17 protein-coding genes and 1 tRNA gene are annotated in these 14,569 nt (G+C 48.2%); 10 read left to right on the top strand and 8 right to left on the bottom strand.

The annotated features are described in order from the left end of the window. Positions 1–108: 108 nt before the first annotated feature. The gene (locus tag C7B65_RS04490; protein WP_073069850.1) at positions 109–510 is read left to right on the top strand and encodes a histidine kinase; all 402 of its coding nucleotides are present in this window, start codon (positions 109–111) and stop codon (positions 508–510) included. A 457-nt stretch (positions 511–967) separates the two neighbouring features. On the opposite strand, the gene C7B65_RS27315 is transcribed toward C7B65_RS04490, so the two are convergent. Further along, the gene (locus C7B65_RS27315) at positions 968–1,372 is read right to left on the bottom strand and encodes a hypothetical protein (RefSeq protein WP_143162008.1); all 405 of its coding nucleotides are present in this window, start codon (positions 1,370–1,372) and stop codon (positions 968–970) included. An 86-nt stretch (positions 1,373–1,458) separates the two neighbouring features. Continuing rightward, on the bottom strand, positions 1,459–1,593 hold the full coding sequence (locus tag C7B65_RS29180) for a hypothetical protein (protein WP_262983521.1): 135 nt from the start codon (positions 1,591–1,593) through the stop codon (positions 1,459–1,461). A 245-nt stretch (positions 1,594–1,838) separates the two neighbouring features. Between C7B65_RS29180 and C7B65_RS04495 the strand changes: the two genes are divergently transcribed. From C7B65_RS04495 to C7B65_RS04505, 3 genes are all read left to right on the top strand, one after another. Then, the gene (locus C7B65_RS04495) at positions 1,839–3,131 is read left to right on the top strand and encodes an NB-ARC domain-containing protein (RefSeq protein WP_073069851.1); all 1,293 of its coding nucleotides are present in this window, start codon (positions 1,839–1,841) and stop codon (positions 3,129–3,131) included. Between the two features lie 163 nt (positions 3,132–3,294). Next, positions 3,295–3,897: a hypothetical protein gene (locus tag C7B65_RS04500; protein ID WP_143162009.1), complete on the top strand. Its 603-nt coding sequence runs from the start codon at positions 3,295–3,297 to the stop codon at positions 3,895–3,897. A gap of 10 nt (positions 3,898–3,907) precedes the next feature. Continuing rightward, complete coding sequence (locus tag C7B65_RS04505; protein ID WP_073069853.1) at positions 3,908–5,317, top strand: serine/threonine protein kinase; 1,410 nt, start codon at positions 3,908–3,910, stop codon at positions 5,315–5,317. Positions 5,318–5,675: 358 nt separating this feature from the next. Here the strand turns inward: C7B65_RS04505 and C7B65_RS04510 are convergent, their stop codons facing one another. Then, a complete protein-coding gene (locus C7B65_RS04510; RefSeq protein ID WP_073069854.1) occupies positions 5,676–6,812 on the bottom strand; it encodes an RNA-guided endonuclease InsQ/TnpB family protein in 1,137 nt (378 codons plus the stop codon). 227 nt (positions 6,813–7,039) lie between these two features. Between C7B65_RS04510 and C7B65_RS28300 the strand changes: the two genes are divergently transcribed. Beyond that, positions 7,040–7,231, top strand: a complete 192-nt coding sequence (locus tag C7B65_RS28300; protein WP_219898347.1) for an IS110 family transposase — start codon at positions 7,040–7,042, stop codon at positions 7,229–7,231. A gap of 284 nt (positions 7,232–7,515) precedes the next feature. After that, entirely contained in the window at positions 7,516–7,899 is a 384-nt protein-coding gene (locus tag C7B65_RS28305; protein ID WP_083582717.1) for a transposase, read from the top strand. A gap of 121 nt (positions 7,900–8,020) precedes the next feature. Here C7B65_RS28305 and C7B65_RS04525 read toward each other — a convergent pair whose 3' ends face one another. Continuing rightward, the gene (locus C7B65_RS04525; RefSeq protein ID WP_073069855.1) at positions 8,021–8,284 is read right to left on the bottom strand and encodes a TIGR02450 family Trp-rich protein; all 264 of its coding nucleotides are present in this window, start codon (positions 8,282–8,284) and stop codon (positions 8,021–8,023) included. 145 nt (positions 8,285–8,429) lie between these two features. Between C7B65_RS04525 and C7B65_RS04530 the strand changes: the two genes are divergently transcribed. Continuing rightward, positions 8,430–9,200 carry a pentapeptide repeat-containing protein gene (locus C7B65_RS04530; protein WP_073069856.1) on the top strand — a complete coding sequence of 257 codons (771 nt, stop codon included), beginning with the start codon at positions 8,430–8,432 and terminating at the stop codon, positions 9,198–9,200. Between the two features lie 160 nt (positions 9,201–9,360). On the opposite strand, the gene C7B65_RS04535 is transcribed toward C7B65_RS04530, so the two are convergent. After that, positions 9,361–9,732, bottom strand: a complete 372-nt coding sequence (locus C7B65_RS04535) for a hypothetical protein (RefSeq protein WP_073069857.1) — start codon at positions 9,730–9,732, stop codon at positions 9,361–9,363. Positions 9,733–10,364: 632 nt separating this feature from the next. Here C7B65_RS04535 and C7B65_RS04540 point away from each other — a divergent pair. From C7B65_RS04540 to C7B65_RS04550, 3 genes are all read left to right on the top strand, one after another. Then, the gene (locus C7B65_RS04540) at positions 10,365–10,958 is read left to right on the top strand and encodes a hypothetical protein (protein WP_073069858.1); all 594 of its coding nucleotides are present in this window, start codon (positions 10,365–10,367) and stop codon (positions 10,956–10,958) included. Between the two features lie 418 nt (positions 10,959–11,376). After that, on the top strand, positions 11,377–11,751 hold the full coding sequence (locus C7B65_RS04545) for a DUF433 domain-containing protein (protein WP_073069859.1): 375 nt from the start codon (positions 11,377–11,379) through the stop codon (positions 11,749–11,751). After that, on the top strand, positions 11,748–12,026 hold the full coding sequence (locus C7B65_RS04550) for a DUF5615 family PIN-like protein (RefSeq protein WP_223257294.1): 279 nt from the start codon (positions 11,748–11,750) through the stop codon (positions 12,024–12,026). The genes C7B65_RS04545 and C7B65_RS04550 overlap by 4 nt, the downstream gene beginning before the upstream one ends. A 220-nt stretch (positions 12,027–12,246) precedes the next feature. On the opposite strand, the gene C7B65_RS04555 is transcribed toward C7B65_RS04550, so the two are convergent. The 3 genes from C7B65_RS04555 to C7B65_RS04565 form a co-directional block, all read right to left on the bottom strand. Then, positions 12,247–12,319 (bottom strand) — tRNA-Arg (locus C7B65_RS04555). A gap of 75 nt (positions 12,320–12,394) precedes the next feature. After that, positions 12,395–13,585 carry a murein hydrolase activator EnvC family protein gene (locus C7B65_RS04560; RefSeq protein ID WP_083582719.1) on the bottom strand — a complete coding sequence of 397 codons (1,191 nt, stop codon included), beginning with the start codon at positions 13,583–13,585 and terminating at the stop codon, positions 12,395–12,397. An 88-nt stretch (positions 13,586–13,673) separates the two neighbouring features. Continuing rightward, positions 13,674–14,567 (bottom strand): SGNH/GDSL hydrolase family protein, encoded by an 894-nt coding sequence (locus C7B65_RS04565; RefSeq protein ID WP_219898349.1) that lies wholly within the window; start codon positions 14,565–14,567, stop codon positions 13,674–13,676. Positions 14,568–14,569: the final 2 nt, after the last annotated feature.

The raw sequence follows: 14,569 nt of genomic DNA on the forward strand, positions 1-14,569 counted from the left end.
GTTTCTAAAACCCAGATTCAGAAACCACGATCGCAGACAAGAGTCGAAATCACAAAAAATATGAAATGATGGGTTCATCCTTGCTCACTCATCCCTCATCCCTTTAAGATGGCTACACCTTGTCACATCATTGTTGAGGGCAACCCCGCGATCGTTTATGCCAGTCGAGGAGGCACGCCCAATAAGGTGCTACCGACTTTAGAGCGGTTTCTCGATAAGTTTTGGCAGGAGCGCGATCTCTCTGGAGAAGCCAGCGACACACCAGAATGCTTGCTGGCACAGATTGTAGTTCGATTTGGCTATGAGATTTGTGAAGATGATTTCTCTAATCTCAAAGTAGGTGTGAACTATGACCCCACCGCCGAATATCTATATTTAATCGCCTCCGATCGCTCGGTAATTGTTTGGGAAACCGGAGACGATTATCACAAAGATCCGACTTTAGGGCTGCAAGCTTGCCAACCGTGGATCAGCACCGAATGGGCGATCGAATCATCAGTCAGCAAGTAGAAACTAACCCATTAAGGAGAATCGCTGTTGCATCAGGTGCCTGTCCGGGCTGGGACGCGCACAAAGACGAAGGGAAACTTTCGCATGTCACGGTTCTGGCCGACATTCCGCACTTTCAACTGGCACATTGAATAATTTAAGTGAGGCAATGGGGCTCACAGAAGCTCTGGCTGGATGATTATCTCACTAAGCCAGGGTGATTTTCAATTGCGCTCAAATAGGTCATTTGCACCAAAAACCTTGTATCCACTGCCAGATATGGCTTTCAGCGCTAAATATTTAAGTGTGGCACTTAAAGGGCGGAATGTGGGTTTCAGAACTGGTAAATTAGCTCACTCTGCAAGAGGTAGAGTGAATTCTGCCCCTTGCTCAACTCTGGTAACTAAGTAACGTGAGTTCTGAACAAGCCATTGCTCAAGCCGGAGAGATTGACTCGACCAGAACTCACGTGGGGTCATTATTTGCAGTACCGGAAGTTATCAACAGTTACAGCAGACACTAGAGGAGTAGCCCCGTGAGGAAAACGAACTTTTACGCATTGGTTTGAGTCCGCAGCACGTAAAATGGTGTCTTTACGTGCGACAAAGGCTTTGCAACCTACTTTAATTAAGCCAGTGGGATCAACTGGTACAAGATCATCACAAAGACTACCAGGAACACCTCCCGGATTTCTGCGAATCCATGCTGCCACTCTCTTGGTAAAAGCCCTCCGCCCATATAAACTTTGGGTTACCGGTCCTATCGTATGAATAAAATGTCTGTTCTGACGAATCACTTTTTCTGCACTAAATGCAGGTGCTACTGCTATCAGTAGAGTTGACAGTGAGAATAGCACAGAAGCCAATACAGCTTTAGGGTTCATAATTGTCTCCTACAAGATTAGTGAACGTGCGAGATGGCTCAAAACTTGAGCCTAACTAGAGCGGGAGTCGTCGGAGTCTCTGGTTGTTAAAGTCGTGAGGGACTGACTTGTTCTGGGGGGGGAGCCGTGGGAGTTTGGGATTGAGCGATCGCTGGGGCTACAACACCTGTTAGAAGAATGCATCCCGCAAATAGAGCAGAAATGCGAGTGTGGCGAGCCATAAAAGTCTCCAATGAATTGAATGGTTTACAAGGCAATTTGTGTGCGATTGGTGAGGGTTCGCTGAAGGTTTGAATCTGTCTGCGTGTCCCGCTCACATCTCTAAAGTATTTGCCCTGTAAGGGTTTGGCGGTTCAGTCTCTGGCTCAAGCGGTTGGCTCACAAGCTGACCCAGGGCATTTTTGACTGAGCTAAGGTGAGCCAAAATGTGATATCTGTCTGATACCCAAGCAAAAGGTGAGGAAGCATGGCAGAAACGCTGAGAGCTTCTAGAAATGGGTTAGAACAGATCGATCGGGCACGACGGCGGTTAGGCTGGAATCGTCAGTCAACAGCCTGGTATGCCCAGGCACACACTTCTCTAGCGACGCTGAAGCGTTTTTTGCGAGGGGAACCCATTGACCGGGATGCGTTTATTGAGTTGTGTCAAATCGTGGGCGTAAGGGATTGGCAGACGATCGCTGATCCATCATTTCTTCCTTTATCAACGGCTTCTTCTCTACCAGTGGTTGATTGGGAAGAAGCGCCCGATGTGAGATTGTTTTTTGGGCGTGAGTCAGAACTGGCAACCCTAGAACACTGGATCGTCGGCGATCGCTGCCGCTTGGTGACCGTGTTGGGGCGGGGGAGCATTGGCAAAACAGCGTTAGTGGTGCGGTTGATTGAGCAGATTCAAGATCAGTTTGAAGTGGTGATTTGGCGATCGTTGCGTCAGGCTCCTCCTCTGCCAGACCTGCTGCAAAATCTGCTGCAATTCCTCACATATCAGCCTCCCACAGCAGCATTTCCCATTCACCAAACGCTGTCTCAACTCATAGAACAATTGCGTCAGCATCGCTGTTTGCTGGTGTTAGACAACGGGGAAGCCATTCTCAAAGGGGAATCGTTGACGGGTCAGTATCTGGAGGGCTATGAAGAATACAGCGAACTGTTTCGACGAGTGGGCACAGAACGTCACCAAAGCTGTCTGCTGCTCACCAGTCGCGAAATGGGAGAAATTGCCAGATTAGCCGGAAATCGCTCACCCGTGCGGATGTTGCCCCTGACGGGGTTGGCGGAACCTGACGCACGACAAATTTTTCAAGCAGAGCACTTATCTGGACAGGAAAAATGGGCAACGCTGATCGCGATTTATCAGGGCGATCCGTTAGCGCTGCGGCTAATTTCTACCACGATTAAAGAAGTCTTTGATGGGAACGTAGCAGCATTTCTCAAGGGTCTGACGATCGTCGTCGATAAGTTAAGAGACACTTTAGACCAGCAATTTCAGCGGCTGTCTGCCCAAGAGAAAGCCGTGATGGGTTGTTTGGCGATCGCAGATCAGCCCGTTTCTATCTCGCAGCTCACTGATCGGCTGGACTCACGCTTATCTCAGTCAGAAGTCATTCAAGTGTTGGAGTCGTTGAAAGGACGATCGCTGATTGAAAACACCAAAATCGACGAAGACGAGGAGGTCTTATTCACCCTTCAACCTGTCATCCAAAAATACGTCACCCGGTATCACTTAGAAACGGCTGGAAACATTCCAGAAAATGGTTAAAACGTCTTGGGTGCCTGTTGCATAAAATTCGATCAGTTGACGTGAAATCCATTAGAAAGAAGTGAGGTATTTTTTAGCCTTCTCGCCCTACATCGTTCCGAAAATCATTTCCGAAAACCGTTGAAGCAGCGTTTTCTACGCCCAACTCGCCCCCGTTGTGATCATGCTTCCAACCCTTCATCGCAATGAAAATTGGTTTAAGATAACACGTCCCATTGTCGATCGCATCCCTTTCGATCGAACCAGTTCAGGCTATACGCTGACCGAGCTTTTAACCATTTTGCTGGTAATGGGAATTTTAGCCGCGATCGCCATTCCCAGTTACCTTGCACTCACTCAAAAAGCAGCCTGTATGGCAGGTCAAAAAGATATCATCGGCTTGTGCTGGCTAGAGCGCCCCAAACCTGGATCGTGCCATGTAGCATCCAAAGATTGCAGCTTTCCTAGACCGGGAGTTCGCCCTGGCAATGTGTACCGTGCCCCCAAAACAACAAAAGGAATCGGCGGCTTTTATCTCAGCGTTGTCAGCCCCAACGCTAGCGCAGTAGTTCACTACAAAACTTACTCCTGTGTAGGTGAAGCCGTGACAGAGCAGGGCATTCGCCCCCTTGAAAGCAGCCTCACGGATAATGTTTATCTAGATACCCGCATCAACTACATTCCCTTTTCGCAAGGAACCTGTTCCTTTGAGTTTTCTGTGCTGAATAAAGCGATATCGGATGGCAATCGCATTCATTTCATGATGAATTTTAATGTTCTCCAGTGATGCTTTGATCATGAGTTATTGTATTAACCCCGATTGTCTTGATCGACAAAATCCCGACGGACTACAAGTCTGTCAAGCCTGTGGAACATCATTGCAAATTCAAGGTCGCTATCAGTTAATTCGTCCCCTCCGACCGCTCGACAAAGCGTATCCTAGTGAGGTGTTTGAAGTCTGCGATCGAGGTCAAATCAAAGTCTTAAAATCTCTCCATGTCACTGCCCCTAAATTAGTTGATCTCTTTATTCAAGAAGCCAGCATTCTCACGAATTTGTCCCATCCTGGAATTCCTAAAACTGATCCTGATTCCTACTTCACCCTTTCACTCAGTCATGGAAAAAAGCTTTATTGCCTGATCATGGAATACATTAAAGGGCAAAATCTAGAGCAATGGATGCAGGAAAATGAATTTCAATCGATGAGTCAAGACTTCGCCTTACAGTGGCTAAAACAATTAGCCCTAACGCTAGATTACATTCATCAACACAATCTTTTTCACCGAGATATCAAGCCTTCTAATATTATTTATCAACCCAATGGAAACCTGGTATTAATTGATTTCGGGACTGCTAGAAAAGTCACTGCAACGGTTGTTGATAGACGCGGCGTGACGATCGTCTACTCCGATGGCTACACCGCTCCAGAGCAGCTTCAGGGAAGATCTGTGCCTCAATCGGATTTTTTTGCGTTGGGACGTACTTTTGTTTATCTGCTGACTGGGAAACCCCCTGAATCTTTGTCGGCAGATCTAAAAACAGGGCAACTCCATTGGCGATCGGCTGCACCGCACATCTCAAACTCCTTTGCTGATTTGATCGATCGACTCATCCATCCCTCACCAGAAAAACGGCTCTGCACCACCCAGGATCTGCTTCGCGGCATTGAGTTCATTTTGCTCGAATCGATCCGCCACCAGAGAAAGACGATCATCCCATTCTCTTTGGCCAAAATTGCCGCTCTCCCAAATTTCCGGCTCTGGGCTTTGTCTGGTCTAGTGGTGGGAGGAGGGCTGTGGTGGCAACATCAACTGATTCGATTTAACCCATCCCCCGCTCTTCTGTCTTTAACAAACCCTGCTGCCCAAACTTCAGAAGCACTCGTTCACATCCGATGGTTTTTTGGTCAAGCAACCGAGGATGGGGAAATTTATCTCAACATCTGCGATCGTCCAGAGTCAAACGTGAACCCAGAAGGAGGGTGCGCCAAAGCTAATCGGGTTAACTCAAAAGTCACCAAAGCTGGAGCGACGGGCATGATCACTAAGAATCTGGAAGCAAATCAACCCTACCGAGTTTGTCTGGTGGCAGATGGGTTGCCAGGAAAAAAAGGGCGATGGCTGAACTGTCGAGTTGTCACCGCGCTCAACGGTGCCCGATTCGATTTTCACAGTCAAGAGTTGAAGTTTGCTCGCGTCAGACCTTGATGCATTTAGGTTAAAGATTCTGACTCCAATCAGTAGACGATTTGAGAATAGACCTCCCGCACGAATCTTTGCCCTCACCCTTGTATCTTAAGAGTGTGGCAGACCGTCCCCCCTAAGATTCTTGAAATCGAGATTTAGCTAGGGTCACCACACTATCTGAACTCAGAAACACCTCGAATTATCGGCAGGGAACTGAGACCGTCTGAGTATCCCGCATAACGCAAGGTAGAGGAACCGCTGAGACTCCTACCATCCCCTTCATCCTCCTGGGAGCTATCTAGTTGACATCCTCACCGTCCTAAAGGAGCGGTGATTCCTAAGACTCACGACTTAGGTTTCTGCTTCATAGCAACTGCCTTCAAAGCGAATGCTTATCCGGTCTTACGTTCGCTCCACAGACTGACACGGCAAGCCCTGCCGCCAAGATGTTCTTTGCCGCGTTGATGTCCCGGTCATGGTGTGTCCCGCAACTGGGGCAATCCCATTCCCGGATATCCAACGGCAACTTATCTACGATGTGACCACAATGCCCACACCGCTTAGAACTCGGAAACCATCGGTCAATCTTGACGAAGCTGCGACCATACCAATCGCACTTATATTCAAGTTGCCTAACCAGTTCGCCCCACGCAGCATCGCTGATGGATTTGGCAAGCTTCCGATTCTTAACCATGTTCTTCACAGCCAAAGCTTCGACGGCGATGGTTTGGTTTTCACGCACCAATCGAGTTGTCAACTTGTGAAGAAAATCATGCCGGGAATCGCTAATTTCTGCATAGACTCTAGCGACTTTGATCCTGGCTTTATGTTGGTTGTTCGACCCCTTTTGCTTGCGAGAAAGCGCTTTCTGAACTCTCTTGAGTTTGCGACGCTTGGCAGCAAAGCTTTTGGGGTTGGCAACCTTTTCACCTGTGCTGAGAGCGACCAGGCTCGTGATGCCCAAATCAATCCCAATTTGGTTAGGCGATGCGGGCAAGGGTTCAATCTCAACATCCACCAGCAGAGAAACCGTCCATCTCCCAGCCGGGGAAAGTCTCACCGTGACGGTGGAGGGTTCAGAACCTTGGGGGAGTTGTCTACTCCATCGGATATTGAGCGGTTCAGCATCCTTAGCCAGAAATACCTGAGCATCTCTGAACTTAAATGCCGACTTGGTAAATTCAGCACTGCCGCCGTGATGCTTCTTCTTGAAGTTGGGGTATTGTGCCCGTCCTGCAAAGAAGTTGCTGAACGCTTTCTGAAGATGGCGCAATCCCTGCTGCAAAGGCACGCAGCTAACTTCGTTCAAGAATTGCAGGTCTTCCGCCTTCTTCCACGTAGTCAGCATCGCAGACGTTTCAGCGTACCCGACTCGTTCTTGATGCTCATACCATGCCTGAGTCCTGGCGGCGAGGGCGCGGTTATACACCAAACGAGTACAGCCCATCGTGCGTCTCAGCAAGGTTTCTTGCTCAGGCGTTGGATAAAAGCGGTACTTGAAGGCTTTCTGCGTCATGCCTCACAGTATAGCGTCTATTCTGTGAGAAGCGTGAGAGATTGGGCACTGGATCGAGTGCCCGCTCCTATCCCTCCCCGGCGTGAACGCACGGGGTTTCTCGGAGGTTCCCGATGAGCGACAATCTCCATTCGATTGGCATTGATGTTTAACGGTTTCTGGATATTCATGTTTATCCCACGGGCAAGTGCTGGCGCGTTCCCAATACCATTGTTGGATTGTTATCGGTGCGCTCCCAGTTTCCCGAACCCGACGACGTGAAGCGAGTCATTTTAGAATCGACGGGAGGCTATGAACGAGAAGCGGCTTTGTGGTTGAGTCAAGCGGGCTATGCGGTGGCAGTGATGAATGCCCGTCAAGGACGCAACTTTGCTCGGGCGATGAATCAACAGGCAAAAACGGATCAAGTTGATGCTTAAGTTTTAGCGTGGTTTGGCGACAAGATTACCCCCGATGTGCGACCCTTAGCAAGTGAAGCCCAACAGCAACTTGATGATTTAGTCACCCGTCGTCAGTTGGTGGACATTCTCACCGCCGAGCGCAATCGCATGGCTCTATTAAGAGGGAAAGCGCAAGCGAACGTGGAAGGTCACATTGAATGGCTCACGGAGCAGATCAAAAGAACTCGACGGCGAGATCGAAGCCCAAATTCAAGCCTGCCAACTGTGGCGACACACTCAAGAATTGGTTCTGAGCGTGCCCGGTGTGGGAAAAGTCCTGGCTTCCACGCTGGTCTCTGCCTGGCCGGAATGGGGGCAAGCTGAACCACAAGCAAATCGCTGCCTTGGTGGGCGTTGCCCCCTTTAACTATGACAGCGGACAAATGAGAGGAAAACGTCGGGTCTCTGGGGGGCGTGCCAACGTCCGACAGGTGTTGTTTATGTCGGCAATGGTGGCGGTTCGCTTCAATCCTGTGCTGAAGGAGTTTTATCATCGGTTATTGCAGCGCGGCAAAGAGAAGAAAGTTGCCTTGGTAGCTTGTATGCACAAGCTGCTCACCATTTTGAATGCCCTTGTCAAGCAGGATAAGGACTGGGTGCCTCCTATCGCAGAGGCTGAAACCGAAAAAGTTGCCCTTCCCGCTTGACTTTTAAGATCATCGCTAAATCCCCCAAAATTGGGGGACTTCAAGCCAAAATTTCCAGTTCAAAGTCCCCCAGAATGGCAGGGCTGATCTATCGGTAAGAGAAAATAGCTGAAGTCCTTCTTTACTCGACTTCAAACTGAAAACTTTCGTCAATTTTGATTTCTTGCAGCGATCGCCATCCTGCTTGCCACTGCGATCGGTCTCTTAAAAGTCTGGCATTCATCCAAAATCGAATATTTGGATCACAGGCAGCGACCATTTCAGCAAACACCCATTGACCTTCGTTGGTGCGATTGACGACTTGAAAATGTCGCCATCCCCAAGTGGTTTGTTGGGCCGTCCATTTTGAGCCAACCAGATAGGGAAACTTTTGTTTTTTAGACATGATGCAAATATCTGGTTTTTAAGGGAGACTTAAATCGATCGTGCCACAAATTAGAAACAAACGTAGTATGGGTTATCGCGATCGACCCTTTTTGAAACCCCTAAAATCAACCTTCTTTAAGACGCTAAACTCGGTTAGCTAATCTATGAACCTCAAATCTTTTACGATCTCTGCAATGCTTCTGACGATCGGAGCCGCCATCCCCGCTCAAGCTGAAAACCTTGATCACGTTCAGCAATTGATTGCGACCAAACAATGTCAAAGCTGTGACTTGAGCGGCGCGGGATTGGTGTTAGCTCGGTTAACCGGAGCAAACCTAAATCAGGCAAATTTAGCCGGGGCAAACCTCAGCCAAGCTGTCTTATCAGGAGCCAACTTGAGCGGGGCAAATTTGGCTGGAGCAAGTCTCTATGGAGCCGATTTAAGCGGCGCAAAATTGGCGGGCGCAGACTTGAGCGGGGCAGATTTGCGAGGAGCCTTTTTGTCAGGAGCCGATCTTACGGGTGTTCAAATGACTAATGCTGCCCTGCAAGGCGCGATCGGGCTACCTCCTACCGTAGGCGATCCCGAAGATTTTTATCGCTGGGCACTAGATGCCACAAAACAGCACAACTATGAAAAAGCGATCGCGCACTTCAATCAGGTGATTATTCGCAAGTCTGACCACGCAATGGCTTATTTTGGGCGAGCGATCGCTCGATTAGAGTTGGGTGACAAAGATGGAGCCGTCCAAGACAGCGAATTTGCATCGACTCTGTTTTCACAACAAGGTCAAAAAGAAAATGCTGAAGCTGCCCAAAAGTTAGTGCAAAGCATCAAAAATCCACCCAAAGAGCGCAAAGAAAGTAACGGCGGATTGGGTCAATCTCTGATCAGTGTCGTCGGTGGATTGCTGCAACTGTTGCTATTTAGGTAATAGTCCTCTCCTGCACGAATCTTTCCTCACCCTGAATCCCTCTCCCAAACTTGGAAGAGGAACTTTGAAACTGAACCGATTGCTCTTACGATTTGCACGTTTAGGGAGCCGCCTGAATGTGAAGGATTTGGTAATCGACGGCTCCTTAACGCCTAGTTTCCTATAGTTGAATGGTGATTTTGTTGTGCAACTCCTCCACTTGAATTAGTGAACCATTGCCCAAGACGATGTTGAACTTTGCTAAAGATCGCTCCATTTGATAGCCAGGCAACACTCGGACAATTTGATATTCAGTCGTCAAGTCACTCGTGCCATCCCATTTGAACAATGCCAGTTGATTGGATGCAATCTCACTCAGTTGTGAAACAAACTCTTCAATGCGATCGCTCACATTCACGAGAATGCCAGATGACAGGAAGATGTAACGCTCTTGCAAATCTAAAGTCACACTGACTCGATAACGTTTTTCGGTTGAGCAACGTAACTCAACGGTGAACGAAATCGAGCTAGGAATCACAGTCCTAACTCCCATATTATTTTGTCCTCTCGGTTAATTCAAAGAGGACAAGAACTCTGATTTCTCAGACATTCGATCGGGATGAAAAGTGTATGCGGGATCTTGATTCCAGCCTTTCAAGATCCCATAGCAAAGCCGACGGTGTACAATCATGAACGCCTCCTGAGTTAGCACAAGTAACTAGGGATGGAAGTCCTCGGAGTCTGATCTTGCTCATCAGATTTCGGGGCACAACTTCATCACTGCGATGTATTCTACAGGAGTTTTTTGTTTTTTGGGAAGCTAAATTTTTGAGGGGGAGCGATCGTTTCTTTGGTGGAGGTGTGGTCTATCTCGTCGAGAGAAGTGTGAAGTTTTCGAGCTTTTGAGTTTGAAGAAACGTAGGGTTTGGGTAGCGTGTTAGTCTAATTTGCTAGGTAGAGGGTTAGGCTGCAAGGGGTGCGGTTGCATCTCGCGCTAAACAAATTGCGTTTTTGGGAAATTAGATGGCAAGTCGTCAGCCTAATCTTCTAAATTAGCAGATGGGTCACACGATGAAAGGCAGTCTAGTTAGATCGTTAGCCCGACTATTGTCCACAAAGTAAAGTCATGTTTGAGAGGCTATTCGTAAAGGCTTAGCCAAACATCCAATTTTGGGAGATAAATTGATGTCGGACGGCAAGAAGGAGGGCGGTGTTTTTGGACAGATTGCTGTAGCAGTCGTAGTAGCACTCCTTGCTGGGGGTACTGCCCCATGGTGGTGGGAGAAGATTATTGGTAATTCTACCGTTCCTTCCTCACCTGCTCCTAGCCATGTAAAGTCGACAAGAGTTCCTGTTAAAACTCCAACAGCTAACACAGTAGATGAGTCACCACCCAGCTTATTGTTGGCAACAGGGCAATACGGTGGCGCTGGCAGTATATTCAGGGGTACGTACAGGGTTATTGCTAAGGTAGGAGGGAAAATGTGCATTGCACTTATAAATGGCACCCCTACTCCTTATAGAGGCAATTCTGAGATTATTGTTAGTAGTTTATCGTGGCGTGATGGAAAGTTTCATGTAGATGCAACTAACGAGCAGTTAGTAATTCTCAGCCAAACTTCATTTACGGATGAGATTGGTTCACGTCTTTCTTGGACGCTAGAGACTGAGAAGATACAGGATTTCTATAGAACACGTCTAAACACATGCCTAAAGAGTAATGGTAAATACAAACATAGTGAATTAGGTGACTTTATTGATGGGATTCCTTACCCATAAACCTTAATTAAGAGAGTTATTTGAGGACTCGGAAACATGCATGGCAGTTCTGAGAACAACAAGTAAGAGGGTTTCAATCAACAATAATGGAGGAAAGGCTAAGAAGTCGGTTGCACCCAAAGTCTACCTAGTGTGAGTTTGAAGTCATCTGCGACGGGTGAACCAGACGTTAGACTTCACCCATTGAGAATTATGTGGGATGCAAGTTGAGGATACTGTCAACGATCGCCCCTCTAGCAAACTGCACAGCGATCGACCTCTTTTTACCTGACAATTTGAGAAATATCTCGTTGCATGGGGAAGCGATTACCCGAAGGGGAACTTGCTTCGCAAACCGCCGATCGTAAAATCAGACCAGTGAGGACTGCCTACGCTGCCTCATAAGATACGATGAAGATAACTCTGAAGAGGCTTCGTTATGACGGCAGCATCTAACAAGCAGTCAGCAATCATTCGTACAGAGCGAGGACTGACGATCGCAGGCACACGCATCACCCTCTACGATATAATGGATCACGTGACGGCTCAATATCCGCCTAAGTTTATCCGAGGCTTATTTGAGCTTACGGGGGAACAAATCAATACTGCTTTAGCCTACATTGAGGCAAATCGTGCTGAGGTAGAAGCCGAGTATCATCAAGTTCTCAAAGAAGCCGAAGAACTTCAGCAATATTACGCAGAACAAAACCGTGAGCGAATCGCTCGAATTGCTGTACAGCCTCCGAAACCTGGAACCGAAGCCGCTTGGGAAAAACTTCAGGCAATTCGGGCGAAGCGTCAGTTGAAAGCATGATTTTCTTGATTGATCATAATCTCAAGGGGCATGCTTTAGTTTTCTTCTGTGCTATTGGTCGTCAGGGTTGGCTTGATGTCGTCCCGATTCGATTTGTCACGTTTTCAGAAATGGAGTTATCGATCGCTAGTGATGACCGGGTTGTTTGGCGATTAGCTCAAGAAAACCAGATGATTTTGCTCACAGCCAATCGTAGTATGAAAGGAAAAGATTCGCTGGAACAAGTCATGCGTGAAGAAAGCACCTCAGCATCGTTGTGTGATTACGATCGGTAACGCTGATCGCCTGCTAAGTGACTCTGAATATCGAGGTCGTTGTGTTGAAAGTCTGATTGAAATTGTGCTCGATATTGATAGTTACCGAGGTGCAAGGCGAATCTTCATCCCGTAATGTGACACTTTGAGAAACTCAAAGATCCTTTGCTGAATGCTTAACCTGAGCTTTAAAAGCTTAAAGCCTTTGAGAAATCGACACTTCTCAAAGGCTTTACTTCTACGAGCATGGAGGGACTCGAACCCCCGACCCTCAGAACCGGAATCTGATGCTCTATCCACTGAGCTACATGCCCTCGTCACGTCAACATTATAGCACCGAAAACAGAGTCAAAAATCAAGGGTGAAGGGTGAAATTTGTCGCTCGATCGCTAAAAGTATGCCATCGGATCAACGGGTTCGCCGTTTTGTCTGACTTCAAAATGCAGGTGCGGCCCGGTCGAAAGCCCGGTTGAGCCAACGGCGGCGATCGGTTGCCCTCGCTCTACAGCTTGCCCTTCTGAAACGTAGAGTTCGCTGGTGTGCCCATAGAGGGTGGTAGTGGTGGTGCCGTGGTCGATGATCACTGCATTGCCATAGCCGCCATACCATCCGGCAAAAATCACTACGCCGCGATCGGCAGCCCGAATCATGCTGCCATAGTCGGCACCAAAATCTACCCCAGAGTGAAAGCGTTGATAGCCCAAAATCGGGTGCATTCGCCAGCCAAACCCACTGGTGATCTCGCCATCACTGGGGTAACTCATCTGGCCCGTGCCCAAGACGACAATGCCATTTTTAGCGCGTTCTTCAGACACTCGTTTTTGAATCAGCGCTCCGATGCTTTGAGAGTCTTTTGCAAGTTGAGCTTCGGCAGCTTCGAGCGCCCGTCGATCGGTCTTTAAGCGATCGACTACTTTGTTTTGATAGGTTGCTTGCGCTTCAAATTCTGATTTTTGTGCCAGAAGCTCTTGGGTGAGCAGCGCAATTTGATTTTTTTGCTGTTCGACTTGATTTTGTTGGCGATCGAGCCGTTCGGCATCCGATTTTAAGTCAGTGAGAATCTTACGATCGGTTTTATACACTCGCCTGAGCTGCTGACGACGATCAATAAAATCATTGAGGCTCTGACTTTGCAACAGCACTGCCCAACCGTGACTTCTGGGCTGACGCTGCAAAAAACGCAGTCGAGAGCCAGTTGCAGCTTGCTTTTGGCGATAAGTCCGATCGGCAGAATCCAATGCGATTTGCAGCGTTTTAAGTTGCCGCGTCGCCTGTTTTAACTTAGTTTCACTAACTTGAATTTGTCCGGTGGTGACTTGAATGTTTTTGCGAATGCCTTTGAGATTGCTTTGAGCAGATTTCTCTAGTTTTTGCACCCGATCGCGCTCTTTTTGCACCGCCGATCGCTGCTGATCAATTTGCTGCTGATGTTGCTTAAGGTCATCGAGACTGCTTTCTTGAGAGATGGCAGGGTGAGCAATCCATAGCAGACTGACTAGACACACGACTCCGATCAGCCTCTGCATTCCAATCGATCGCTTGGCCAGAATCTCAGTTGTCTTATACAACCAGGCAACCATTTCCTCACATCCACGGCGTTGTTAAAGCAGACACCATTATTACCACAGATGTGAAAATCGGTTCAATGAGTCAGAGGTTTTGAGCCGTCTAGCTCGATCGCCGCTCGACCTGAAGGGCTGAGAAGGCACTTTCACCCAGGGCACGGTGCGCCGCCGCCGTGGGATGAATGCCATCCCAAAACAGAAACCTATCGGGTTGACGACATCCATCTGGACTAGAGAGGCAACCACTGGTGACGTTAGTAAACCCGAAGTTAGAGGGATGAGTCTCAGCTTCTCGATAAAGCGTATTTGCGTCTAATTGAATGATCTGAACCGTTGCTCCGATCTTTTGCGAAGCCGTCGCCAGAGATTGAGACAAGCTGAGGTTGTGTGTTTGAGTGGCCGCGCTAAGAGCTTGAGAATTGCTTGTGTTGCGCGTGGACGGAAGCTGCCCCAAATCGGGTAAATTGCCAACCAAAATCTTTCGGGCACCGACTTTCGAGAGAGATGCGATCGCCTGCATGACATTCTCAACGACGATCGCTGGCTGGGTTGCTTCTTGCAGATAATCGTTAGCGCCTGCCCAGACGACATAGAGGGCTTGCGAGTCGGCTTGAGCATGAGCGTTCGTAAAGCCGTTTATCTGAGTTAATAACCCTGGAACTCCATAGGAACCTTTTGCACTAGTAGTTGCGCCGCCTGCTGCAAAATTGGTAGTGCGATCGAGGGTCAGTGACAGCTTAGATGCCAGATGCTCAACCCAAACCGGGCCATTTGAGTAGCGTCCTTGAAAGTAGGGCGGGCTAGGAGGATAAGCGCCTCCAGTAGCCTTATAAATGGTGCCTGTATCTGAAAGACTATCGCCAAACACATAAATCTGATTGATCGAGCGGGCGAGTTCTTGAGTTTTGATGCCAGAATTCTGAGGCGACGTTGCAAACACGACCATAGTAAACGCCAAAAGTGCTAAAACTGCTGCAAAGATAGGGATTTTTTTCACGG

It is taken from the genome of Phormidesmis priestleyi ULC007, from assembly GCF_003003695.1.
Classification (GTDB): Bacteria; Cyanobacteriota; Cyanobacteriia; order Leptolyngbyales; family Leptolyngbyaceae; genus Phormidesmis_A; species Phormidesmis_A priestleyi_A.

Coding starts and splice junctions, on each gene's coding strand:
- C7B65_RS04550 (WP_223257294.1), top strand. CDS start 11,748: ATGATTTTCTTGATTGATCATAATCTCAAGGGGCATGCTTTAGTTTTC.
- C7B65_RS04560 (WP_083582719.1), bottom strand. CDS start 13,585: ATGGTTGCCTGGTTGTATAAGACAACTGAGATTCTGGCCAAGCGATCG.
- C7B65_RS04495 (WP_073069851.1), top strand. CDS start 1,839: ATGGCAGAAACGCTGAGAGCTTCTAGAAATGGGTTAGAACAGATCGAT.
- C7B65_RS04530 (WP_073069856.1), top strand. CDS start 8,430: ATGAACCTCAAATCTTTTACGATCTCTGCAATGCTTCTGACGATCGGA.
- C7B65_RS29180 (WP_262983521.1), bottom strand. CDS start 1,593: ATGGCTCGCCACACTCGCATTTCTGCTCTATTTGCGGGATGCATTCTT.
- C7B65_RS04500 (WP_143162009.1), top strand. CDS start 3,295: ATGCTTCCAACCCTTCATCGCAATGAAAATTGGTTTAAGATAACACGT.
- C7B65_RS04490 (WP_073069850.1), top strand. CDS start 109: ATGGCTACACCTTGTCACATCATTGTTGAGGGCAACCCCGCGATCGTT.
- C7B65_RS04545 (WP_073069859.1), top strand. CDS start 11,377: ATGACGGCAGCATCTAACAAGCAGTCAGCAATCATTCGTACAGAGCGA.
- C7B65_RS04535 (WP_073069857.1), bottom strand. CDS start 9,732: ATGGGAGTTAGGACTGTGATTCCTAGCTCGATTTCGTTCACCGTTGAG.
- C7B65_RS04510 (WP_073069854.1), bottom strand. CDS start 6,812: ATGACGCAGAAAGCCTTCAAGTACCGCTTTTATCCAACGCCTGAGCAA.
- C7B65_RS27315 (WP_143162008.1), bottom strand. CDS start 1,372: ATGAACCCTAAAGCTGTATTGGCTTCTGTGCTATTCTCACTGTCAACT.
- C7B65_RS04540 (WP_073069858.1), top strand. CDS start 10,365: ATGTCGGACGGCAAGAAGGAGGGCGGTGTTTTTGGACAGATTGCTGTA.
- C7B65_RS04525 (WP_073069855.1), bottom strand. CDS start 8,284: ATGTCTAAAAAACAAAAGTTTCCCTATCTGGTTGGCTCAAAATGGACG.
- C7B65_RS04505 (WP_073069853.1), top strand. CDS start 3,908: ATGAGTTATTGTATTAACCCCGATTGTCTTGATCGACAAAATCCCGAC.